15 protein-coding genes are annotated in these 18,627 nt (G+C 49.7%); 3 read left to right on the top strand and 12 right to left on the bottom strand.

The genetic code is table 11. The features are described from left to right. Positions 1-703 precede the first annotated feature (703 nt). On the top strand, positions 704-2,410 hold the full coding sequence (locus tag T433_RS0110865; RefSeq protein WP_081778466.1) for a hybrid sensor histidine kinase/response regulator transcription factor: 1,707 nt from the start codon (positions 704-706) through the stop codon (positions 2,408-2,410). Here T433_RS0110865 and T433_RS0110860 read toward each other — a convergent pair. Next, positions 2,343-3,785, bottom strand: coding sequence for a sodium:solute symporter (locus tag T433_RS0110860; protein ID WP_027455820.1), 1,443 nt, complete (start codon positions 3,783-3,785; stop codon positions 2,343-2,345). The two genes, T433_RS0110865 and T433_RS0110860, sit on opposite strands and share 68 nt — an antisense overlap. A 132-nt stretch (positions 3,786-3,917) precedes the next feature. Here T433_RS0110860 and T433_RS0110855 point away from each other — a divergent pair, with 132 nt between their 5' ends. Then, positions 3,918-5,282 carry a TrpB-like pyridoxal phosphate-dependent enzyme gene (locus tag T433_RS0110855; protein ID WP_027455819.1) on the top strand — a complete coding sequence of 455 codons (1,365 nt, stop codon included), beginning with the start codon at positions 3,918-3,920 and terminating at the stop codon, positions 5,280-5,282. Positions 5,283-5,290: 8 nt separating this feature from the next. On the opposite strand, the gene T433_RS0110850 is transcribed toward T433_RS0110855, so the two are convergent. From T433_RS0110850 to mfd, 3 genes are all read right to left on the bottom strand, one after another. After that, entirely contained in the window at positions 5,291-5,995 is a 705-nt protein-coding gene (locus T433_RS0110850) for a hypothetical protein (RefSeq protein ID WP_027455818.1), read from the bottom strand. Positions 5,996-6,129: 134 nt separating this feature from the next. Continuing rightward, positions 6,130-6,549: an Hsp20/alpha crystallin family protein gene (locus T433_RS0110845; RefSeq protein ID WP_428837376.1), complete on the bottom strand. Its 420-nt coding sequence runs from the start codon at positions 6,547-6,549 to the stop codon at positions 6,130-6,132. A 356-nt stretch (positions 6,550-6,905) separates the two neighbouring features. Further along, a complete protein-coding gene (gene mfd, locus T433_RS0110840) occupies positions 6,906-10,415 on the bottom strand; it encodes a transcription-repair coupling factor (protein ID WP_027455816.1) in 3,510 nt (1,169 codons plus the stop codon). 97 nt (positions 10,416-10,512) lie between these two features. Here mfd and T433_RS0110835 point away from each other — a divergent pair, with 97 nt between their 5' ends. Beyond that, positions 10,513-11,256: a polyprenol monophosphomannose synthase gene (locus T433_RS0110835; RefSeq protein WP_027455815.1), complete on the top strand. Its 744-nt coding sequence runs from the start codon at positions 10,513-10,515 to the stop codon at positions 11,254-11,256. A 31-nt stretch (positions 11,257-11,287) separates the two neighbouring features. Here T433_RS0110835 and T433_RS0110830 read toward each other — a convergent pair whose 3' ends face one another. The 8 genes from T433_RS0110830 to T433_RS0110795 all read right to left on the bottom strand — a co-directional run bounded on the left by T433_RS0110830 (position 11,288) and on the right by T433_RS0110795 (position 18,467). Then, the gene (locus tag T433_RS0110830; protein ID WP_027455814.1) at positions 11,288-12,046 is read right to left on the bottom strand and encodes a lysophospholipid acyltransferase family protein; all 759 of its coding nucleotides are present in this window, start codon (positions 12,044-12,046) and stop codon (positions 11,288-11,290) included. Between the two features lie 7 nt (positions 12,047-12,053). Then, positions 12,054-13,040: a metallophosphoesterase gene (locus tag T433_RS0110825; RefSeq protein WP_027455813.1), complete on the bottom strand. Its 987-nt coding sequence runs from the start codon at positions 13,038-13,040 to the stop codon at positions 12,054-12,056. Continuing rightward, positions 13,037-13,816 (bottom strand): vitamin B12 dependent-methionine synthase activation domain-containing protein, encoded by a 780-nt coding sequence (locus T433_RS0110820; RefSeq protein ID WP_027451025.1) that lies wholly within the window; start codon positions 13,814-13,816, stop codon positions 13,037-13,039. Before T433_RS0110820 ends, T433_RS0110825 begins: the two co-directional genes overlap by 4 nt. Beyond that, positions 13,813-15,135: a dihydroorotase gene (locus T433_RS0110815; RefSeq protein ID WP_027455812.1), complete on the bottom strand. Its 1,323-nt coding sequence runs from the start codon at positions 15,133-15,135 to the stop codon at positions 13,813-13,815. Before T433_RS0110815 ends, T433_RS0110820 begins: the two co-directional genes overlap by 4 nt. Next, positions 15,132-15,863: a DUF4369 domain-containing protein gene (locus T433_RS15215; RefSeq protein ID WP_044109729.1), complete on the bottom strand. Its 732-nt coding sequence runs from the start codon at positions 15,861-15,863 to the stop codon at positions 15,132-15,134. Before T433_RS15215 ends, T433_RS0110815 begins: the two co-directional genes overlap by 4 nt. Before the next feature lie 102 nt (positions 15,864-15,965). Continuing rightward, positions 15,966-16,352 carry a hypothetical protein gene (locus tag T433_RS0110805; RefSeq protein WP_027451027.1) on the bottom strand — a complete coding sequence of 129 codons (387 nt, stop codon included), beginning with the start codon at positions 16,350-16,352 and terminating at the stop codon, positions 15,966-15,968. Further along, on the bottom strand, positions 16,336-16,689 hold the full coding sequence (locus T433_RS0110800; RefSeq protein WP_044109728.1) for an FtsB family cell division protein: 354 nt from the start codon (positions 16,687-16,689) through the stop codon (positions 16,336-16,338). Before T433_RS0110800 ends, T433_RS0110805 begins: the two co-directional genes overlap by 17 nt. 20 nt (positions 16,690-16,709) lie before the next feature. Further along, positions 16,710-18,467, bottom strand: coding sequence for a DNA polymerase III subunit gamma/tau (locus T433_RS0110795; protein WP_027455811.1), 1,758 nt, complete (start codon positions 18,465-18,467; stop codon positions 16,710-16,712). Positions 18,468-18,627 lie beyond the last annotated feature (160 nt).

The raw sequence follows: 18,627 nt of genomic DNA, 5'->3' as shown, positions 1-18,627 counted from the left end.
CTTTTGATATTGCAAAGATATATAATAGTTTTAATGATGAGGTTCAACTATTGTTATTTAAGGTTTAAAAAATAACAATTATCATATTTTCTACCTAAAATCACAATATTTCAACCATTTTGAAAACTATTTCAGCCCCTAATTTACTTAATAAGTGAAAAAATCGCTTAAAAATAGAAAATAATTGGCAGAAAAAGTATTCTGGCATGCAACAACTAACGGCCCAGCAAAACACCTAAACTGATCAAATCATGTCGTCCAACCAAAACCTGAGCCATGGGCGACTATTTCCATCAAAGCAACCAACACCGATTTTTATAGAAAAGCCATCAAATGATAACAGCTTTTCTTGGAACACAACTACAGGCAGAATAAATACTGTAGGAGATTTCAACAATAATTAAGGCTAGAAGAATATAAAAAGAAAAAAGAGCCACGCTTCCCAGCGTAGCTCTTTCGATTAACTAAATTAATCAACCATAAACCTTAACCATTAAAAATCTCTTTTAATGTTGCAAAGATAAGAAATGCTTTCCAAAACGACGTTTAACTTTTGTTATTTAAGGTTTAATAATCGTGAATTAACGTTATTTCTACCAAAAATCACAAATTTTAAACCAATTAGTGCACTTTTTCGCCGATTTTGTTGGAACTTTCGATAAAAATATCTATCTTCGCAGACGGAAATCTAAACCTTAAAAGAATGAATATCGCGTATAACATAGCACTCGGCATAGCAATTATTGCCATATTAATCATTCATGGACGCATGCTCTACCAGCAAAGCATCGGTCGGCGGAATCGCAGAAAGATGGAAGAGGTGTTCACGAACATCAGCCATGAACTGCTAACACCACTCACCGTCATCTCGGCCTCGGTAGATCATCTACGCGAACAAGAACCCAATCATGCATCAGACTATGCACTCATGCAATTAAATATTGAACGCATGGTGCGCCTACTGCAACAGATACTGGAAACCAGCAAATCGCATTCTGGCGAACTGAAGCTTCTGGTATCGCAAGGAGATGTCATGCAATATATCAGACAGACCGCACTCTGCATAGAGCCACTGATGCACAAACGCGACCAGACCTTCACCATAGAGACGAAACCCAACTCGATGATGGGCTGGATAGATACCGACAAGTTGGACAAGATTATCTACAACCTGCTGTCGAATGCCGCCAAATACACAAAGGCGGGTGGAAACATCTCGCTCCGCGTGATGACAAACAATCTGTATGACCATATTATTATACAAATAACAGATGATGGTATCGGCATCTCGGCAAACAAGATGAAGAACCTGTATCATCGCTTTCACGACGGAGAATACCGCAGGATGCAAGCGAAGGGCAACGGACTAGGACTCGCACTGACGCACGACCTGGTGATGCTGCACGGAGGAACCATCAACTGTGAGAGCAAGGAAAACATAGGAACCACCTTTACTGTCACGATTCCTATCACCAAGGAAGCATTCCTGCCAGAGCAAGTCGATGAAAACAACGCCTTCGACCTCAGCAAGACACAATCAAACATCATCGACCTGAAGGCACTCTATCCAGAAGATGACGAGCCACCAATGTCGGCCGCCATCCAACCAACAGACGAGAATGCCTACAGGCTGCTGCTCGTAGAAGACAACGAAGAGCTGCTGATGCTGATGAGAACACTGCTGAGCAAGCGTTATCATATCTACACCGCCTCTAACGGAAAAGAAGCGCTCGACATTGTGAAAAGCAAACATCTGGACCTCATCGTCTCTGACGTGATGATGCCTGAGATGGATGGTAACGAACTGACACAGAAGATCAAGTCAAAACCAGAATGGAACCACCTGCCCATCATTCTGTTGACAGCCAAGACCAACGAAGAAGACCGCAAAGAATCAATGATTATCGGTGCCGATGACTACATCGCCAAACCCTTCCGCTTGGGCGACCTGGAGTTGCGCATAGACAATCTGATCTCGAACCGAAAGCGTATTATGGAAGCTGCAGGCAAAGAACCCATCACCGAAAATCAGCAGATATCGCCCGATGACGAGTTTATGCAGCGAGCCTACAAATGCGTACTGGATCATCTTGACGACAGCGATTTTGACCGAGATGCCTTTGCCAAGGCGATGGGAGCTTCAGGCTCTACGCTCTACAACAAGTTGCGCGTGCTGACGGGCATGAACATCACCACTTATATTCGCGACATACGCATGAAAGAAGCCAAACGACTGGCCGAGAGCCATTCCAACATGCGCGTCAGCGACCTGGCTTATCGCGTAGGATTTAAGGACCCGAAATACTTCGCAACCTGTTTCAAAAAAGAGTTTGGCGTACAGCCTAGCGAGTATATGGAGGCACAGAGCAACGGCACAGCCACAAGCCAACAAATGTCAGCAAGCCGTTGAGCATCAGCAGTTCGTAGCCAAAATGATAATTCAACAGCTGTTCGGCTGCACAAGCTATGCCATAGCAAATGAATGGCGACGCCACACAAACCACAGGCACCCACCGCTGGCTAACATACAGTTTGGTAAACAACCCAAAAGCGAAGAGTCCCAACAGAGGACCATACGTATAGGAAACGATGGTATAGATGGCATCTATCAGCGACTTGCTATTGAGCGTATGGAACATCACGATGAAAGCCACAAAAAGCAAGCAGACAGCCAGATGTACGCGTTTACGCAGTTTCTCGTCGTCGTGTTTTTGTCGGATATCAACGCAATAGCTGGTGGTTAGCGACGTCAGGGCCGAATCGGCACTTGAGAACGATGCCGCCACAATGCCAAGAACAAAGAGCAATGGGAGAAGCTGAGAAGTCAGAGGAATCACTTCGCCCTTCACAAACATGGGCAGCAGTTGGTCGCCCTGAGCAGGAATTTCAACCCCTTGTTGCTGAAAAAGCTGCACCAACAATACGCCCAACGACAGAAACAACAGATTGGCCGGTACAAAAGCAACACCATAACTACACATATCTTTCTGTGCCTCGCGCAAAGTGCGGCACGTCAGATTCTTCTGCATCATATCCTGATCGAGGCCTGTCATCACAATCACGATAAAAGCACCACTCAGAAACTCTTTCCAAAAGAAGAAAGGCGACCGCCAGTCGCTGAACTCAAAGATATGACTATGGGCATCGCTGGCAATGGCCCGTACGGCATCACCCATGGAGAAGTGGAGCGACTGAACCACCATAAATATAATGAGAAGGAGCGCCATGAAGAGACAAACCGTCTGGAACGTATCGGTGAAGACCAGCGTGCGCACCCCACCCTTTCGCGTATAGAACCATATCAACGACACCATCAACAGCACGTTGATGAAGAAGGGTACGCCCAGCGCCTCAAACACAAACTGCTGCAGAATAAGGCATACCACATAGAACTTCACCGCAGCCCCCACCATCTTCGAAACGAGGAAAAACCAGGCGCCCGTCTGATACGACGATGCGCCAAGGCGCTGACCTAAGTAAGTATAGATAGAGGTGAGGTTCAACTTATAATAGACCGGAAGCAATAAAAAGGCGATGGCCAGATAGCCCACAATAAAGCCCAGACACACCTGCAGATAGGTCATCTGCGAAGTCAGCACCATGCCTGGCACGCTGACAAACGTGACGCCGGAAATGGAAGCGCCCACCATGCCAAAGGCCACCATATACCAAGGCGAGCGGCGCCCTGCACGAAAGAAAGCCTGATTATCGGCACGCCGTACTGCCAGGCGACTGATGCCCATCAGTACGAAGAAATAAGCCAATATTGTTACAATAATCCACATACAGCCTGCAAAGTTACACATTTTTCCCAAGTCAGCCCCCACAGTGTCACAAAATTATTAACTCTTCATTCTTCATTCTTAATTAATTATATTATCTTTGCAGCGCAAATACTAAACCAATAATAGAAACGTATGAGCAAACAAAAGAAATTTATTCTCCCCGAGAGTGAGATTCCCACGCAGTGGTATAATATTCAGGCAGACATGCCCAACAAGCCATTGCCTCCTATTCATCCTAAAACCCACCAGCCACTCGGCGTTGACGACCTGGCACACATCTTCCCCCGCGAATGCTGCGTACAAGAACTGGACACAGAACACGCATGGATAGACATTCCCGAAGAGGTTTTGGAGAAATACAAATACTACCGTTCTACTCCGCTGGTACGTGCCTACGCCCTTGAAGAGGCTCTTGGCACACCTGCCCATATCTATTTCAAGAACGAATCTACCAATCCACTTGGTTCACATAAGATCAACTCAGCCATTCCCCAGTGCTACTATGCCAAGCAGGAAGGCACCACCAACGTCACCACAGAGACCGGTGCCGGACAGTGGGGCGCCGCTCTGTCATACGCAGCGAAGATCTACGGTCTGGATGCCGCTGTCTATCAGGTGAAGATCACGATGCAGCAGAAGCCCTATCGCTCCAGCATCATGCGCACCTTTGGTGCTGCCGTTACAGGTTCACCTTCTATGTCAACCCGTGCTGGTAAGGACATCATCACCAAGGACCCCACGCATCCTGGTTCGCTGGGAACAGCCATCAGTGAGGCTGTTGAGCTGGCCACCACCACGCCCAACTGTAAATACACACTGGGCTCAGTGCTGAACCACGTAGCTATCCATCAGAGTATCATCGGTCTGGAAGCCGAAAAACAGATGGAGATGGCCGGTGAGTATCCCGACATGGTGATTGCCTGCTTCGGTGGAGGTAGTAACTTTGGCGGTATTGCCTTCCCCTTCATGCGCCACAACCTGAAGGACGGCAAGGACACCCAGTTCATTGCTGCCGAACCAGAGAGCTGTCCTAAACTGACACGCGGTAAGTTCCAGTACGACTTCGGCGACGAGGCTGGTTATACCCCTCTGCTCCCCATGTTCACACTGGGTCATCAGTTCAAGCCCTCAAACATCCACGCTGGCGGTCTGCGCTATCATGGTGCAGGCATGATTGTCAGTCAGTTGATCAAAGACGGTCTGATGTATGGCGTCGATATCCCACAGCTCGAGTCATTCGAGGCCGGCATGCTCTTCGCCCGCACCGAGGGTATCATCCCTGCGCCCGAGAGTTGTCATGCCATTGCCGCCACCATCCGCGAGGCCAAGAAGTGCATTGAGACAGGCGAAGAGAAAGTCATCCTCTTCAACCTCTCAGGCCACGGTCTGATTGACATGCCTTCTTACGAGTCGTACATCAATGGCGACCTGCAGAACTTCAGCGTCAGCGATGAGACTATCGAGAAGAACGTTTCTGAACTTGAGCAGATTATCTAACGAAAGAATTATTCGATGGTCAGTCCGAAGACGATATAAGTCTTCTGCGAACAAGGATTGGCCACCACTTGTGCAAAGACTGGCAGGGCGAAATGTTCTGTCAGTCTTATATTTTTGATAGCCTTCAGATTGACATTCGTCACGGCGAAGCCCGTCGTGTGGTAATAGTCTGACTTCCAGGGAACGAAAGCCAGCTGTGCCTCCCATTGGAAGTTAGCCAGTTTGAAGGGCGCAGTCAGCTCTACATATGAAGAATAGGCGCGCTTGCCATCCGCCGTCTGATAATCCTGTCCGGCAAAGTTGGTTTGCCACGAAGCATCCACGATGCCGAAATCATAGCCCACAAAAGCCTCAAACACATGACTGGTGCTGTGTGCATCGTAATAGAGATAACGCGTATTGGGTGAATCGCTCCAGTAGTCAACAAGTCCGAATCTGAAGTTTCCCAGGGTATATTGCGCTGTGATGTCCAGTTCTTTAGGGTCTGTCTTGTCCGAGATACCGATATTGGCACCACCCACCAAACTGAATCCCTTCCACTCGATGCCCAATGCAGGTTGAAAACTGGTGGCTCCCATTTCCTGTCCACGCCACATATACTGGCTCAGAATGTCTGCCTTGGCAACAGTTTGAATCTCGTCTTGAGCATAACTATTCAGACCGACTGCACACGCCAGTGCCATCAGCCAACTACGCAAGAATTTAATCATCATAGAATATACATTATTCATTATCAGCGGCAAAGGTACAAAAAAAACTTAACTCCCGCAAATAATAATAAAAAAAGAGGAAACAGCACCCTTCGTCAGAATGCCATTTCCTCCATAAGTCAATCCTTTATGCTGTTTTATCCAATCTCAATCTGGCGGCTCACCTTGACCTTTTCTTCAGCATGCTTGGGCAGTTCTACAGTCAGCACACCGTTTTCTACGTGAGCTCTGATCTGGTCACGCTCTACATCGTCGGGCAACAGCAGCGTCTGTTCAAACTTAGAATACGAGAACTCGCGACGCAGATAGCGAGTGCTCTTGTCCTCCTCCTTCTGTTCCTGTTTCTTTTCCATCTTGATGATCAGGTTGCCCTCATCATTGATATGTACGTTGAAATCGTTTTTCTGCATGCCTGGAGCAGCCAGTTCAACGGTGTAAGCCTTATCGCTCTCCTTCACATTGATAGCAGGTGCGGTGCAGTTGGCACGTGGCATAAACTCTGTATCAAAGAAATCGTTGAATACACTGGGCAGCCAAGCTGCGTTACGTCTCATCATTGGTGTCATAATATTGTCCTCCTAATTATGTTTTATTTTGGTTTAACTTGTTGTCTGAGTCATCGACTTATCATCGTTGCTCACTTATCAAGATGCAATATAAATGCCAATACAAAAATAACCGACAATTTGTCACAAACACAAGACATATTGTCGGTCATTATTTCATAAAACATTCTTTCCTGAAGGGGGAACTTTGGTTACGGGAGGCCCATACTTACGTTACGGGAAAGCATTAGTTTAGTTACGGGAAACCAATACTTACATTACGGCAAAGCATTGGTTTGGTTACGGAGAAGTGCCATAATAGTCATAGAATAGTGCCCCCTTTCGGGGTAAATAGCGGCACTATTCCATCACGATAGTGCCCCTTTTCCAATGATATCGTTCAGTACCTTGACAGCCTCGCCAACGGTGGGCACATCCGTTACAACCATAGAGCGTTTGCCATTTTGCTCGCGAAGGTTGCAGCGGCGCACGTTTCTTCCGATATAATCAAGAATTTGGCTGAACGCCTGACTCTGATAGAACGGGCTTCTTGGATTGCTGACGAAGTAGAGGAACATACGTCCCTGCTTCAGCATGATCTTCTCGCAGCCCAGATGCTTGCCACTTCTGCGCAAGCCAACTACCTGCAACAGTTCCTCGGCCTGTGGTGGCAACGGTCCGAAACGGTCCACGAGACGCGTACGGTAGGCCTCCACCTCCTGGTCGTTGCGGGTGTTGTCCAGTTCGCGATAGAGCAGCATACGTTCAGAATCACTAGGTACATACTGGTCGGGGAAGTACATTTCCAAGTCAGACTCAAGGTTACAGTCAGCCACAAAGTCCACCTGACTGCCGAGCGATGAGAACTGCGACGAGTCCATATTCCCTTTCGAGGCCTGGCTTTGAGTCCTTTCATCACGCGCGTTGCCACCCTGTTCTGCGCTCCGTGCCTCGCTCTCTTCCATCTCTGGCTCCTCATTTCTCAGTTCTGCCATAGCCTCATTCAGAATCTTCTGGTAGGTCTCGTAACCCAAGTCCGAGATAAAACCACTTTGTTCTGCGCCCAACAGGTTGCCTGCACCACGGATGTCGAGGTCCTGCATCGCGATGTTGATACCACTGCCCAGATCCGAGAAGTTCTCCAGCGCCTCCAGTCGTCGACGACTATCTACCGGCAGTGCTGCCAAAGGCGGTGCCAGCAAGTAGCAGAAGCCCTTGCGGTTGCCGCGTCCCACGCGTCCACGCATCTGGTGTAGGTCAGACAGTCCGAAGTAGTGTGCACTATTAATAATAATGGTATTAGCATTGGGAATGTCGATACCATTCTCCACAATCGTGGTAGAGAGCAGCACGTCGTAGTCGTAGTTAGAGAAGTCGAGGATGATCTTCTCCAGCTCGTCGGGTTTCATCTGACCATGACCGATGGCTATACGACAGTCGGGAATGTACTTATGTATCATCTCAGCGATGTGCGTCAGGTCGCTGATGCGGTTGTTCACGATATAGACCTGTCCGTTGCGGCTCATCTCGAAGTTGATAGCATCAGTGACGATCTCTGCCGAGAATGTGTGTATCTCTGTCTGAATGGGATAGCGGTTGGGTGGTGGCGTCTGGATGACGCTCATATCGCGAGCGCCCACCAGCGAGAACTGCAGCGTACGGGGGATAGGCGTGGCACTCATGGTGAGCGTGTCCACGTTGGTTTTCATCTGGCGCAGTTTCTCTTTTGTAGAGACGCCAAACTTCTGTTCCTCGTCGATGATCAGCAGTCCCAGGTCCTTGAACTTCACACTCTTGCTGATCAGCTTCTGCGTACCAATCAAGATATCCACCTTACCCTCAGCCAGGTCCTTCAATAGCGCCGTGGTATGTTTGGTAGAACGAGCACGCGTCAGATAATCCACCCTTACAGGCATGTCCTTCAGTCGGCCGAGGAACGTGCGATAGTGCTGATAGGCCAGCACCGTGGTGGGCACCATCACAGCCACCTGTTTACCATCGACGGCAGCCTTAAAGGCAGCACGCACGGCCACCTCGGTCTTGCCAAAGCCCACATCGCCACACACCAGTCGGTCCATCGGTTTGGGCAGTTCCATATCTGCCTTCACCTCCTGTGTTGCCTTCAGCTGGTCGGGCGTATCTTCATAGAGGAACGAAGCCTCCAACTCGTGTTGCAGATAGGTGTCGTGACTGAACGCAAAGCCTTTTTGGCGCTTGCGGGCCGCATAGAGTTTGATCAGGTCGCGGGCTATATCCTTGATGTGCTTCTTGGTGCGCTCCTTCAGTCGCTCCCACTGTCCGGTGCCCAGCGTTGACATGCGTGGCTGCTGACCATCGTCCTGCGACTTGTATTTCGACACCTTATAGAGCGAGTGGATGCTCACGTAGATTGCATCGCCGCGCTGATACACGATTTTGATCATCTCCTGGAAACCACCATCCTGCAGCGGCATCCTGACCAGTCCGCCAAACTTACCAATGCCGTGGTCCACATGCACCACGTAGTCGCCCACCTCAAACTGCTGTATCTCTTTGAGTGTCAGCGCCACCTTACCACCACGGGCCTTGTCGCTCTTCAAGTTGTACTTATGGAAGCGATCGAAGATCTGGTGGTCGGTGAACAGACACAGGCGTGCATCCATATCCACGAAGCCCTCATGCAGCGTCTTATCGACGGGCACAAACGTGATGCCCTGTTTCATCTCGGCAAAGATATCCTTCAGGCGTTCCTGCTGTTTCTCGCTGTCGGCCAGGATATAGAGTTTGAAGCCTTGCAACAGGAAGTCCTCTAAGGTCTGTGTCAACAGTTCGAAGTTCTTATGAAACAGCGGTTGGGGCTTGATGTTGAAAGAGACACATGCTCCCTCAACGGCATGAGCACGAGCGATCAACAGCTTGCGGAAGGGTTCGGCATCGCGTGCAAACTGACTACCAGTGATGATCTGACTGTCGCGCTGCATCTCCTTCTCTATCTGGCGCTGTTCCAGTTCTGTAGCGCCCTCCATGCGTTCCTGCATGGCCTGAGCCGAAAAGCCTTCTTGGTAGGCTCGCTCAATACACTCGCGCACGAACTGGAAATCCTTCATCGCCAGCAGCGTGTTTTTGGGCAAGAACTTCAGTATCGACTCTTTTTCCTCGACAGCCGTCAGTTCGGGCACCACATCCACCAGTTCGCAGCGCTCTTTCGACAACTGGTCTTCTACCTGGAACGTGCGGATAGAGTCGATCTCGTCGCCAAAGAAGTCCAGGCGGAATGGAAACTCATGACTGTAGGAATAGACATCCAGAATAGAGCCACGCAGTGCAAACTGGCCTGGTTCATAGACATAATCCACCTCACGGAAGCCGAAGTCACGAAGCGTGGCACAGACATCATCCACACGAATGGACTGTCCCTGCTGCAACGTCAGACGACGAGCATCCAACTGCTTTCGCGTCACCACCATCTCGGCAAGCGCCTCTGGATAGGTGACCACATACAGGTAAGATGAGGGGTGAGCAGCACCTTCGCCAACCACGACCGGCTCTTCTTGTTCTGTCAGTCGCGTCAGCACCTCCGTGCGGAGTATCTCGCTGGCAGGATCTTTCTGTCCATACTTGATGGCGCGACGATAGCTGGATGGGAAGAAGAGTACGCTCCCCTCGCCCATCACCTGACAGAGGTCGTGGTAGAAATAACCAGCCTCATCGGCATCGTTGAGGATAAACAAAAGTTTCTGTGATGTCTTCAGTGCTAATGCGCTGAACAACATAGGTGCTGACGAGGCCAACAGGCCATCCAAAGAAATCGTCTTCTCCGAAGATTTCCCCATCAGCTTTGCCAATGCCGCCACCTGAGGCTTCATGGCATACAATGTCTGCAGTTCCTGAATGTTCATTATAAATACCTGGTGCAAAGGTAACAAAAAAAATCATAATACATGATGACGTATTCATAAATAATTTGTACCTTTGCACTATCAAACCATATAAACTATGAACAAGAGCGACTGCATTGTCATCATTCCTACCTACAACGAGAAAGAGAACATCGAAAAAATCATCCGAGCCGTTTTTGGATTGGAGAAGTGTTTCCATATTCTGATCATCGACGATGGTTCGCCCGATGGCACTGCCCAGATTGTGAAGGACCTGATGGCCAACGAGTTCGTCGATCGTTTGTTCCTGGTTGAGCGCAAAGGTAAGCTGGGTCTTGGCACGGCCTACATTGCTGGTTTCAAGTGGGCCCTACAGCACGACTACGACTATGTGTTCGAGATGGATGCCGACTTCAGTCACGATCCTAACGACCTGCCTCGCCTGTACAGTGCCTGTCACGACGAAGGCTACGACGTGGCCATCGGCTCGCGCTATGTCAGTGGTGTGAACGTGGTCAACTGGCCCATGAGTCGTGTGCTGATGAGCTACTTCGCTTCTAAATATGTGAAGATGATGACAGGCTTCCCTATCCACGACACCACTGCCGGATTCAAGTGCTACAGACGTCGTGTGCTGGAGACCATCGAGCTCGACAAGATTCGCTTCAAGGGCTACGGTTTCCAGATAGAGATGAAGTTCACCGCCTATAAGATTGGTTTCAAGATCAAGGAGGTGCCCGTCATCTTCGTCAATCGCAAAGAGGGCACCAGCAAAATGTCTGGAGGCATCTTCGGAGAAGCATTCTTTGGCGTGATGCGATTGCGCTGGGATGGATGGACAAGGAAATATCCAAAAATATAGGAATAGTGCTTTTCACTATTCCTTTATTTTTTTATTGGTCTGGGTTCTCCACGAAACCTTGGTATTCTGGCACCAGCGCCGACATCACGCTGTCGTACGCCTGGTTCTTTGTTGCCTCAATATTGTCGGCGCCCTGTCCTACCGGATAAATAGGCTGATGGATGGTGAGGGTCAGCGGATGCCAAAGCACAAACTTCATGTCGCGCATGCGAGGCATCACGTTGAAAGAGCCATTGATGGTGAGAGGCACCACGGGCAACTGCAGTTCGTCGGCCAGTGCAAAGGCACCGCGCTTGAACACGCCCATATGTCCGGTGAACGAACGTGAGCCTTCTGGAAACACAGTGACACTGGTACCACCTTGAAGCGTTTCACGTGCTTTATCATAGGTAGCCTTAATCTTCTTTGGACCACGTTTATCCACAAATATCTGGTGAGACTTCTCGCAGGCGTAACCCACAAGTGGCATGTTACGAAGCTGGTGCTTCATCATCCATTTGAAGTTACGGTTCAAGTAGCCATAAATCAAGAAGATGTCGAAGGCACCCTGGTGATTAGCCACAAACACATACGACTGGTCTTTCTCCAGTTGAGCACGTCCTTCCACTTTGACAGGAAGTAGCAGAGCCCAGAGAATCACGCGGGCCCAGATATGAGCGGGGTAATAACCCCAGAAATGACCGTTGCCCAAGGCACAACCTACAGAAATGAAAAGGACCACCAGCACCGTAGCCACCAGAACGATGGGTAGTGCGATGAATAGTTGATAGATGCGATAAAAGTATTTCATAATGGTATTATTTCTTTTTCAGTGTGATGACGACGATCTCTGACGGCACGCCCAGACGGAAAGGGATGGCAGCACCGACACCCTGTGTCACGCAAAGGGCGCGATCGCCCATATAGTACATACCGCCATATTCATGGTAGCGAAGCGAAGCCGGCGACCACCCAAATAGATTGAGTTGTCCGCCGTGGGTGTGCCCACTGAGGGTCAGTTGGGCGTGACAATGAGGCAGTATCTTTCTGCGCCAGGAAGAGGGATCGTGCTCAAGCATGACCACAAACTGATTTCTGCGGATGTGACTCAACGCCTGAGAGATATCGCCATTCGCCGGGAAGCGCCCATCGCCGTCGTTATCCATGCCCGCAATGACGATGCTGTCGTTGCCGCGGTGTACCAGGTGATGACTGTTGCATAGCAGATGCCAGCCCAGCAACTGATGATTCTCGACAGAGCGGCCTGTCAAGCCTGATATCTCAAATGGATCGTCGGTTCCCAGATAGTCGGGATAGTCGTGGTTGCCCAACACCGAGTAAACGCCATCGGGTGCCTTCACACTGCCCAGCAGATCGATGAATGGCTTCACCTCGTCGGGATGGCGATTCTGCAGATCGCCTACAAACACAATCATGTCGGCATGCTGCGCTTTGATGCTGTCCACCACACGCTCTAACAAGTCACGTCCCTTGCCTTCGAAAGCCTCGAGGTGTGTGTCGCCAAACTGCACGATGCGGTAGCCATCGAAAGCAGCAGGCAGGTCGGCACTTGCATATTCCACCTCCACTACACGAAGTTCATCGTTTCCTACATAGAAGCCATAGATGAATGCGGCCCACATTGTCAGCAGCAGCGCGGCAGCACTCCAGCGCGTCTTGCTACGTGGTTTCATATAGAGCATCACGCCTGCAAAGGCGCTCAGCATCATCAGCACCACCCACCCTATCAGGCTGTAGGTGTCTGGATCAAGCAATATCAGGAGAAGCATAAATTGTGTGTTCATAGATTAGCCGACAAAAATTTACGTATATTTTCTACGCTCATGCCACGACGAGCAGCATAATCGCACAACTGATCATTTCCGATGCGACCAATGGAGAAGTAGCGAGCCTGTGGATGACTGATCATCAACCCCGAGACGCTGGCATGAGGACGCATGGCGCCACTCTCTGTGAGCGAGACGCCTATCTGCTGCATGTCGAGCAGTTCGTCTAACAAGAAGTTGATGCTGGCATCCGGCAGCGAGGGATAGCCCACGGCTGGGCGAATGCCTTGAAATTGTTCGAGGTGCAACTCTGCCATAGAAAGATGTTCATCAGCTGCATATCCCCAGTAGTGGGTGCGCACCTGCAGGTGCATCAGTTCGGCAGCAGCCTCAGCCAAGCGGTCGGCCAACAGTTGCGCCATCATCTTTTGATAGGGGTCGGCATCGAAATCTGTTTCCATACCCTTATCCACGCTGGTCACAAAAATGCCTACCTTATCCTGGTCGGGATGGATAAAGTCGGCCAACGAGTAACAGGGCGCCACACCCTGCTGACGCAGACAAGGGATATGCTTATTGGAAGGAAGCAGCACGATATCATCACCAGCACTATGCGCATCAAGAATATGAAAGAGCGCATAGGCATGATAGCGATGCTCTAGCGACATGAGAAACTGTTCGGCCTCAGCTTTAATCTTCTGCTGTTCAACGGGTTGTTTCAACTGCCACGCATGGTAGAAGTAAACCCAGTTGATATAGGGAACAAGCGTACTAATGTCGTAGGTCAGCTTCATCGGAATGCTATGGGCTGACCTATATAGCTGCGGTCCACTTGCCCATTATTATATATAAGGTGTCCGTTACACAGGGTTTTCTCTACCCGCCATTGGAAGGTGTGGCCCTCCAGCGGACTCCATCCGCACTTACTCTCAATAACATCGGGCGTCACCGTCCACGGACTGTTAGGACGCACAAGGACCAAGTCGGCCTGCGCCCCCTTGCGAATAAATCCGCGGTTGCGCACCTCAAACAGGCGTGCGGGGTTATGCGCCATCAGCTCTACCATCCGCTCTATCGTCAGCACGTGCTGATCCACCAGTTCCAGCATGGCCACCAGCGAGAACTGTATCATAGGCATACCGCTGGCAGCCTTTGCGCAGCCGCCCTCTTTCTGCTTCAACAGATGTGGAGCATGGTCGGTGCCTACTACTGCGATACGTCCATCGCTGAGCGACTGGCGCAGCATGAACTGATCCACGGGACTCTTGATAGAGGGGTTCACCTTGATGCGGGTGCCCAACTGGGCATAATCGAGCATCGAGAAGAACAGATGTCCCACGCACACCTCAGCCGTGATATCGGTCTGGTTGGGTGTAAAGAGCTCCAGCTCTTCGGCCGTCGTCACGTGTGCCACGTGCAGACGCGCCTTGTATTTCTTGGCCAGGTTGACAGCCTTGGTCGTAGAAACCAGACATGCCTCCTCACTACGTATCAACGAGTGCAGGCGTACATCGGGATCCTCACCATAGCCTTTCTTGGCCTCCTCCATATTCTTATTGATGATAGCCGTATCTTCACAATGCGCCATCAATGGGAGTGGCGTGCTCTTGAAGATACGTTCCAGGGCTTCATCGCGATCTACGAGCATATTGCCGGTAGAGCTTCCCATAAAGAGCTTAATGCCGGGAATACGATGAATATCCAGTTGGGGAAACAGGTTGGTATTGTCATTGGTGGCACCGAAGAAGAACGAATAGTTCACGTGGCTCTTCTCGGCAGCCAACTGAAATTTCTCTTGCAGCGCCTCAAGGGTTGTGGTCTGAGGCACACAGTTGGGCATATCAAAAAAAGACGTGACGCCACCAGCAGCGGCAGCACGACTTTCACTTTCCATGTCGGCCTTGTCAGTCAGGCCGGGTTCACGAAAATGCACGTGGTCATCAATCACGCCAGGCAGCAGAAAGCAGCCCGAAGCATCGATCACATCACCTTCAAAGTTCTGAGGCTCCGCATTTTCCAAAATCTCGGCGATGCGTTCGTCTTCCACGACCACACATCCCTTGAACTGACGTCCCTCATTGACGATGGTAGCACCTTTAATCAGTGTTTTCATTCGCCCTCCAGTATTTTGTTCACCTCTTCATCGGTTGGCTCAGACAGTGTATTGTCCGCGCTCTCTGGCATATCCGACTTTGTCACAGCCTCGTAGAAAGCCTTCACCTGAGGGTCGTTCTTGAAGCGCTCGGTGGCCTTGCTCATGATGTGCTCCACCTGAGGAACCGACGAGCAGTTTCTGACAAAGACATAAGGACCCAGGATATTATCGAAGTTGTTCACCACGAAATCCGTCACCAGGCTATCCTCTTCGCTGATAATCTTCATGCGCTCACGACCAATCTCCTGAGCTATCACCGACTCATCAACGCCGTCCAGCAACATCTGGGCATCGCGGTGTCCCAGTTCCACCATACGTCCGGTCAACTGGTTCATTTGTTCCAAAAAAGCATAGAGGCAGTCGTTCAGTGGCGTGCCACTCACCTTCTGCTTTGTATCGTCAATTGTGATATTGATTTCGCCTTTCTCTATGACCACCGGCATGATGCTCTGGTCATCCATGAAAAGACCTGCCATGCAAGTGCTGTCCAGCACGCCGCAGAACTTAAAATCGCCATGCACCACCTCGCATGAATCTAGATTTGTCAACTTCTCATCTTTCACCACTTTCAGGTAAAGCTTGCTTCCGTCCAAAAGCGACAGTGATGAACTACCTTTGATATTGTATGACTCTGCACACGAGGTTAAGGCTGCTACTATGGTTAGTATATAAAGAATTTTTTTCATAAATTGAATTTCGATTTCTGCAAAAGTACAACGATATCTTGAACTAAAAAAAAAAGTTTGCGCATTTTAAAACAAATGCGCAAACTTTTAGGGATTTTTTGCTTATTTAATCAGTTCATTGTCTATTCTGACCGTTGTGTACAGTTGCAAGACGGCTGCCAACAGCAGCGTCACCACCCAATTATTGTGAATATATTGTGCATAAGTTATCTGATCGATAAAGGGCACTTTCCCATATGTGGCAAAAAGCATGACGGCTGTCAACAAAAGCAGCAGGTCGCTGAACAGCATGATGCGGCGCAGGCGTCGGATGGTAATGTTGCGTCCATCATAGGTTTGCAGCATCTGGACAACGGAGTAAAAGATGGCTCCCGCGCTAAACACATAGGGTGATAAATGCCACTCAAAAATGGTGCCTATAGCACCCGCCAGCAACAGCACAGCACCCATCTGAAAGGTGATAGCCTGCCATTTATTCAGTTCTTTCATCGTCTAAAGTCTTTTCTTCTTGTTTAACCTCATCATCGCTCAGCACGAAGATGTCTTCATCGGCCGCCTTCATAAAATAACGTTCGCGCGCAATGCGTTCCATCGCTTTGGGGTTGTGTTGCAACTCATGGATGGTCTTCTGGTCGCGTTCAAAGTTTTTCTCATAGACAGCTATTTCCTCCTTCAGTTCGCTCACGCGCTGCTTATAGCGGAAATGGTTCCACACGCTGTTCTCATCGAGAAAACCAATAAACAGCACACCTATCACGAGCACCACGATGTACTTCATGTAGGGCAAGTGCGCGATGCGCAGAAGGGTTTCTTTTATTTTTTTCATATCTTCACTGCTTTACGTTGTCAGGCGAGCACCAGATCAAAGGCCACTCGCAATTTCTCAACCGATGGATTCTCCTTAGCCAGTTCTTCAAACTGCTCGCGGCGTGTCAGTGGCTTTACCGCCTCCTGTGTCTCTGCCACACGCAGCACTAAGTCGATACCATTATTTCGCAGATGCAGTTTCAAGGTGCTGATGATGCTACCTTTTATCTGCTCCATCTCCGTCTTCATAATCTCGTTAGGCACCTCCACCTCAACGATAGGCATCTCGGCGACAACCGGATTCATATTCTTCATGCGCATGGCAATACCACTGTATTTCTGTGGCATGCGGTTGCACATGGACAACCACTGCAATTCCAGGTCGGCCTGCGAGAACTGGTTCTGCTCATCGACCTGTTTTGACTCCACGCCCGGCGTACCTGGCAGTATCTTCATCTTGCTATTCTGCTGTCGCAGGTTTTTCCAAGACATGCCCAGGTTCGACACCTTGATAGTGGGCTTTGGCACACTATTCTCTGGCTGAGCAGGCTGTGAGATCTTTACTTCTTCCGCTTTCTTCTCATGATTCCTTGACGCAGCCGCGGTCACCTGTTGAACCGCTTGCTGAGGCCTTGTCTGCTGAATCAGTTGCTTAAACAGGGATTTTAGTCTTCTGGGCTTACGCCCACTGGCAGCCCCCTCGTCGGGCTGTGTCAGCTGTGCCACCTCGATGAGTGTCAGTTCCACCAAGAGGCGCTTGTTGCTTGACTGGCGATAGTTCACGTCACACTGGTTCATCAGCTTCAGTGCACTATAGAGGAAAGGCAACTGCACGCGCTGAGCCTGATCGACATAGCGCTGGCGCTGCTGCTCGCTAACCTCCAGAAGCGACAGTGTCTCAGCATTTTTAGCCATCATCACGTTGCGCACATGCTTGGCCAGTCCCTGTATGAGCAGTCCACCGTCAAATCCCTTATTGATCACATCGTTCAGGAGCACCATGATGTCGCTCACCTTGTTTTCCACAGCCATATCCACGATGCGGAAGTAATACTCCGAGTCCAGCACGTTCAGGTCTTCTATCACCTTCTGATAGGTGATATCACCCTGACAGAACGAGGCAGCCTGATCAAAGATTGAGAGGGCGTCACGCATACCGCCATCAGCCTTCTCGGCAATCACCGCCAGCGCCTGTTCCTCATATTTGATGCCTTCCTTCTCGGCCACGCTCTTCAGGTGAGCAATGGTGTTCTGCACCGTCATGCGCTCGAAGTCGTAAATCTGACAACGGCTCAGGATGGTGGGCAGGATCTTATGTTTCTCGGTTGTAGCCAGGATAAATATCACATGTGCAGGTGGTTCCTCCAAGGTCTTCAGGAACGCATTGAAGGCAGCAGTAGAAAGCATGTGCACCTCGTCAATGATAAACACCTTGTACTTGCCCAACTGCGGTGGGATGCGGGTTTGCTCCATCAAAGTCTTGATATGTTCCACCGAGTTGTTTGATGCAGCGTCCAGCTCAAAGATGTTCAGCGAGCGCTGCTCGTTGAACGACTGGCAGCTCTCGCACTCGTTGCAGGCCTCTCCATCTGCCGTAGGATTCTGGCAGTTGATCGCCTTTGCAAAGATGCGGGCACAGGTCGTTTTTCCCACGCCTCGTGGTCCGCAGAACAGATAGGCATGTGCCAGTTTCCCGCTCTTCACGGCATTTTTCAATGTCGTCGTCAGAGCGCTCTGTCCCACCACCGTATCAAAGGACATCGGGCGGTACTTACGTGCCGAAACGATATATTCCATATATACAATTACCTTGTTTTTAGTTTCACGTGGCAAAGTTATGAAAAGTCGAGAGAAATACAAAAGGAAAACTCGTTTTTTCTTTTTATTTCCGAGACGAAGTAACTTCTCCAAAGGAAAAGTTATGAAAAGTCGAGCGCAGAACAAAATAAATCCATTT

Origin of the sequence: Xylanibacter brevis ATCC 19188, assembly GCF_000621725.1 — a bacterium.
Classification (GTDB): Bacteria; Bacteroidota; Bacteroidia; order Bacteroidales; family Bacteroidaceae; genus Prevotella; species Prevotella brevis.
This window is presented reverse-complemented; position numbering and strand designations above follow the sequence as displayed.

Bases quoted from the DNA above. Each gene is read 5' to 3' on its own strand.
- T433_RS0110815 (WP_027455812.1), bottom strand. From the start codon at position 15,135: ATGAAAACACTGATTAAAGGTGCTACCATCGTCAATGAGGGACGTCAG.
- T433_RS15215 (WP_044109729.1), bottom strand. From the start codon at position 15,863: ATGAAAAAAATTCTTTATATACTAACCATAGTAGCAGCCTTAACCTCG.
- T433_RS0110805 (WP_027451027.1), bottom strand. From the start codon at position 16,352: ATGAAAGAACTGAATAAATGGCAGGCTATCACCTTTCAGATGGGTGCT.
- T433_RS0110820 (WP_027451025.1), bottom strand. From the start codon at position 13,816: ATGAAGCTGACCTACGACATTAGTACGCTTGTTCCCTATATCAACTGG.
- mfd (WP_027455816.1), bottom strand. From the start codon at position 10,415: ATGAACATTCAGGAACTGCAGACATTGTATGCCATGAAGCCTCAGGTG.
- T433_RS0110850 (WP_027455818.1), bottom strand. From the start codon at position 5,995: ATGATGATTAAATTCTTGCGTAGTTGGCTGATGGCACTGGCGTGTGCA.
- T433_RS0110795 (WP_027455811.1), bottom strand. From the start codon at position 18,467: ATGGAATATATCGTTTCGGCACGTAAGTACCGCCCGATGTCCTTTGAT.
- T433_RS0110845 (WP_428837376.1), bottom strand. From the start codon at position 6,549: ATGATGAGACGTAACGCAGCTTGGCTGCCCAGTGTATTCAACGATTTC.
- T433_RS0110865 (WP_081778466.1), top strand. From the start codon at position 704: ATGAATATCGCGTATAACATAGCACTCGGCATAGCAATTATTGCCATA.
- T433_RS0110830 (WP_027455814.1), bottom strand. From the start codon at position 12,046: ATGAAATACTTTTATCGCATCTATCAACTATTCATCGCACTACCCATC.
- T433_RS0110835 (WP_027455815.1), top strand. From the start codon at position 10,513: ATGAACAAGAGCGACTGCATTGTCATCATTCCTACCTACAACGAGAAA.
- T433_RS0110800 (WP_044109728.1), bottom strand. From the start codon at position 16,689: ATGAAAAAAATAAAAGAAACCCTTCTGCGCATCGCGCACTTGCCCTAC.
- T433_RS0110825 (WP_027455813.1), bottom strand. From the start codon at position 13,040: ATGAACACACAATTTATGCTTCTCCTGATATTGCTTGATCCAGACACC.
- T433_RS0110860 (WP_027455820.1), bottom strand. From the start codon at position 3,785: ATGTGGATTATTGTAACAATATTGGCTTATTTCTTCGTACTGATGGGC.
- T433_RS0110855 (WP_027455819.1), top strand. From the start codon at position 3,918: ATGAGCAAACAAAAGAAATTTATTCTCCCCGAGAGTGAGATTCCCACG.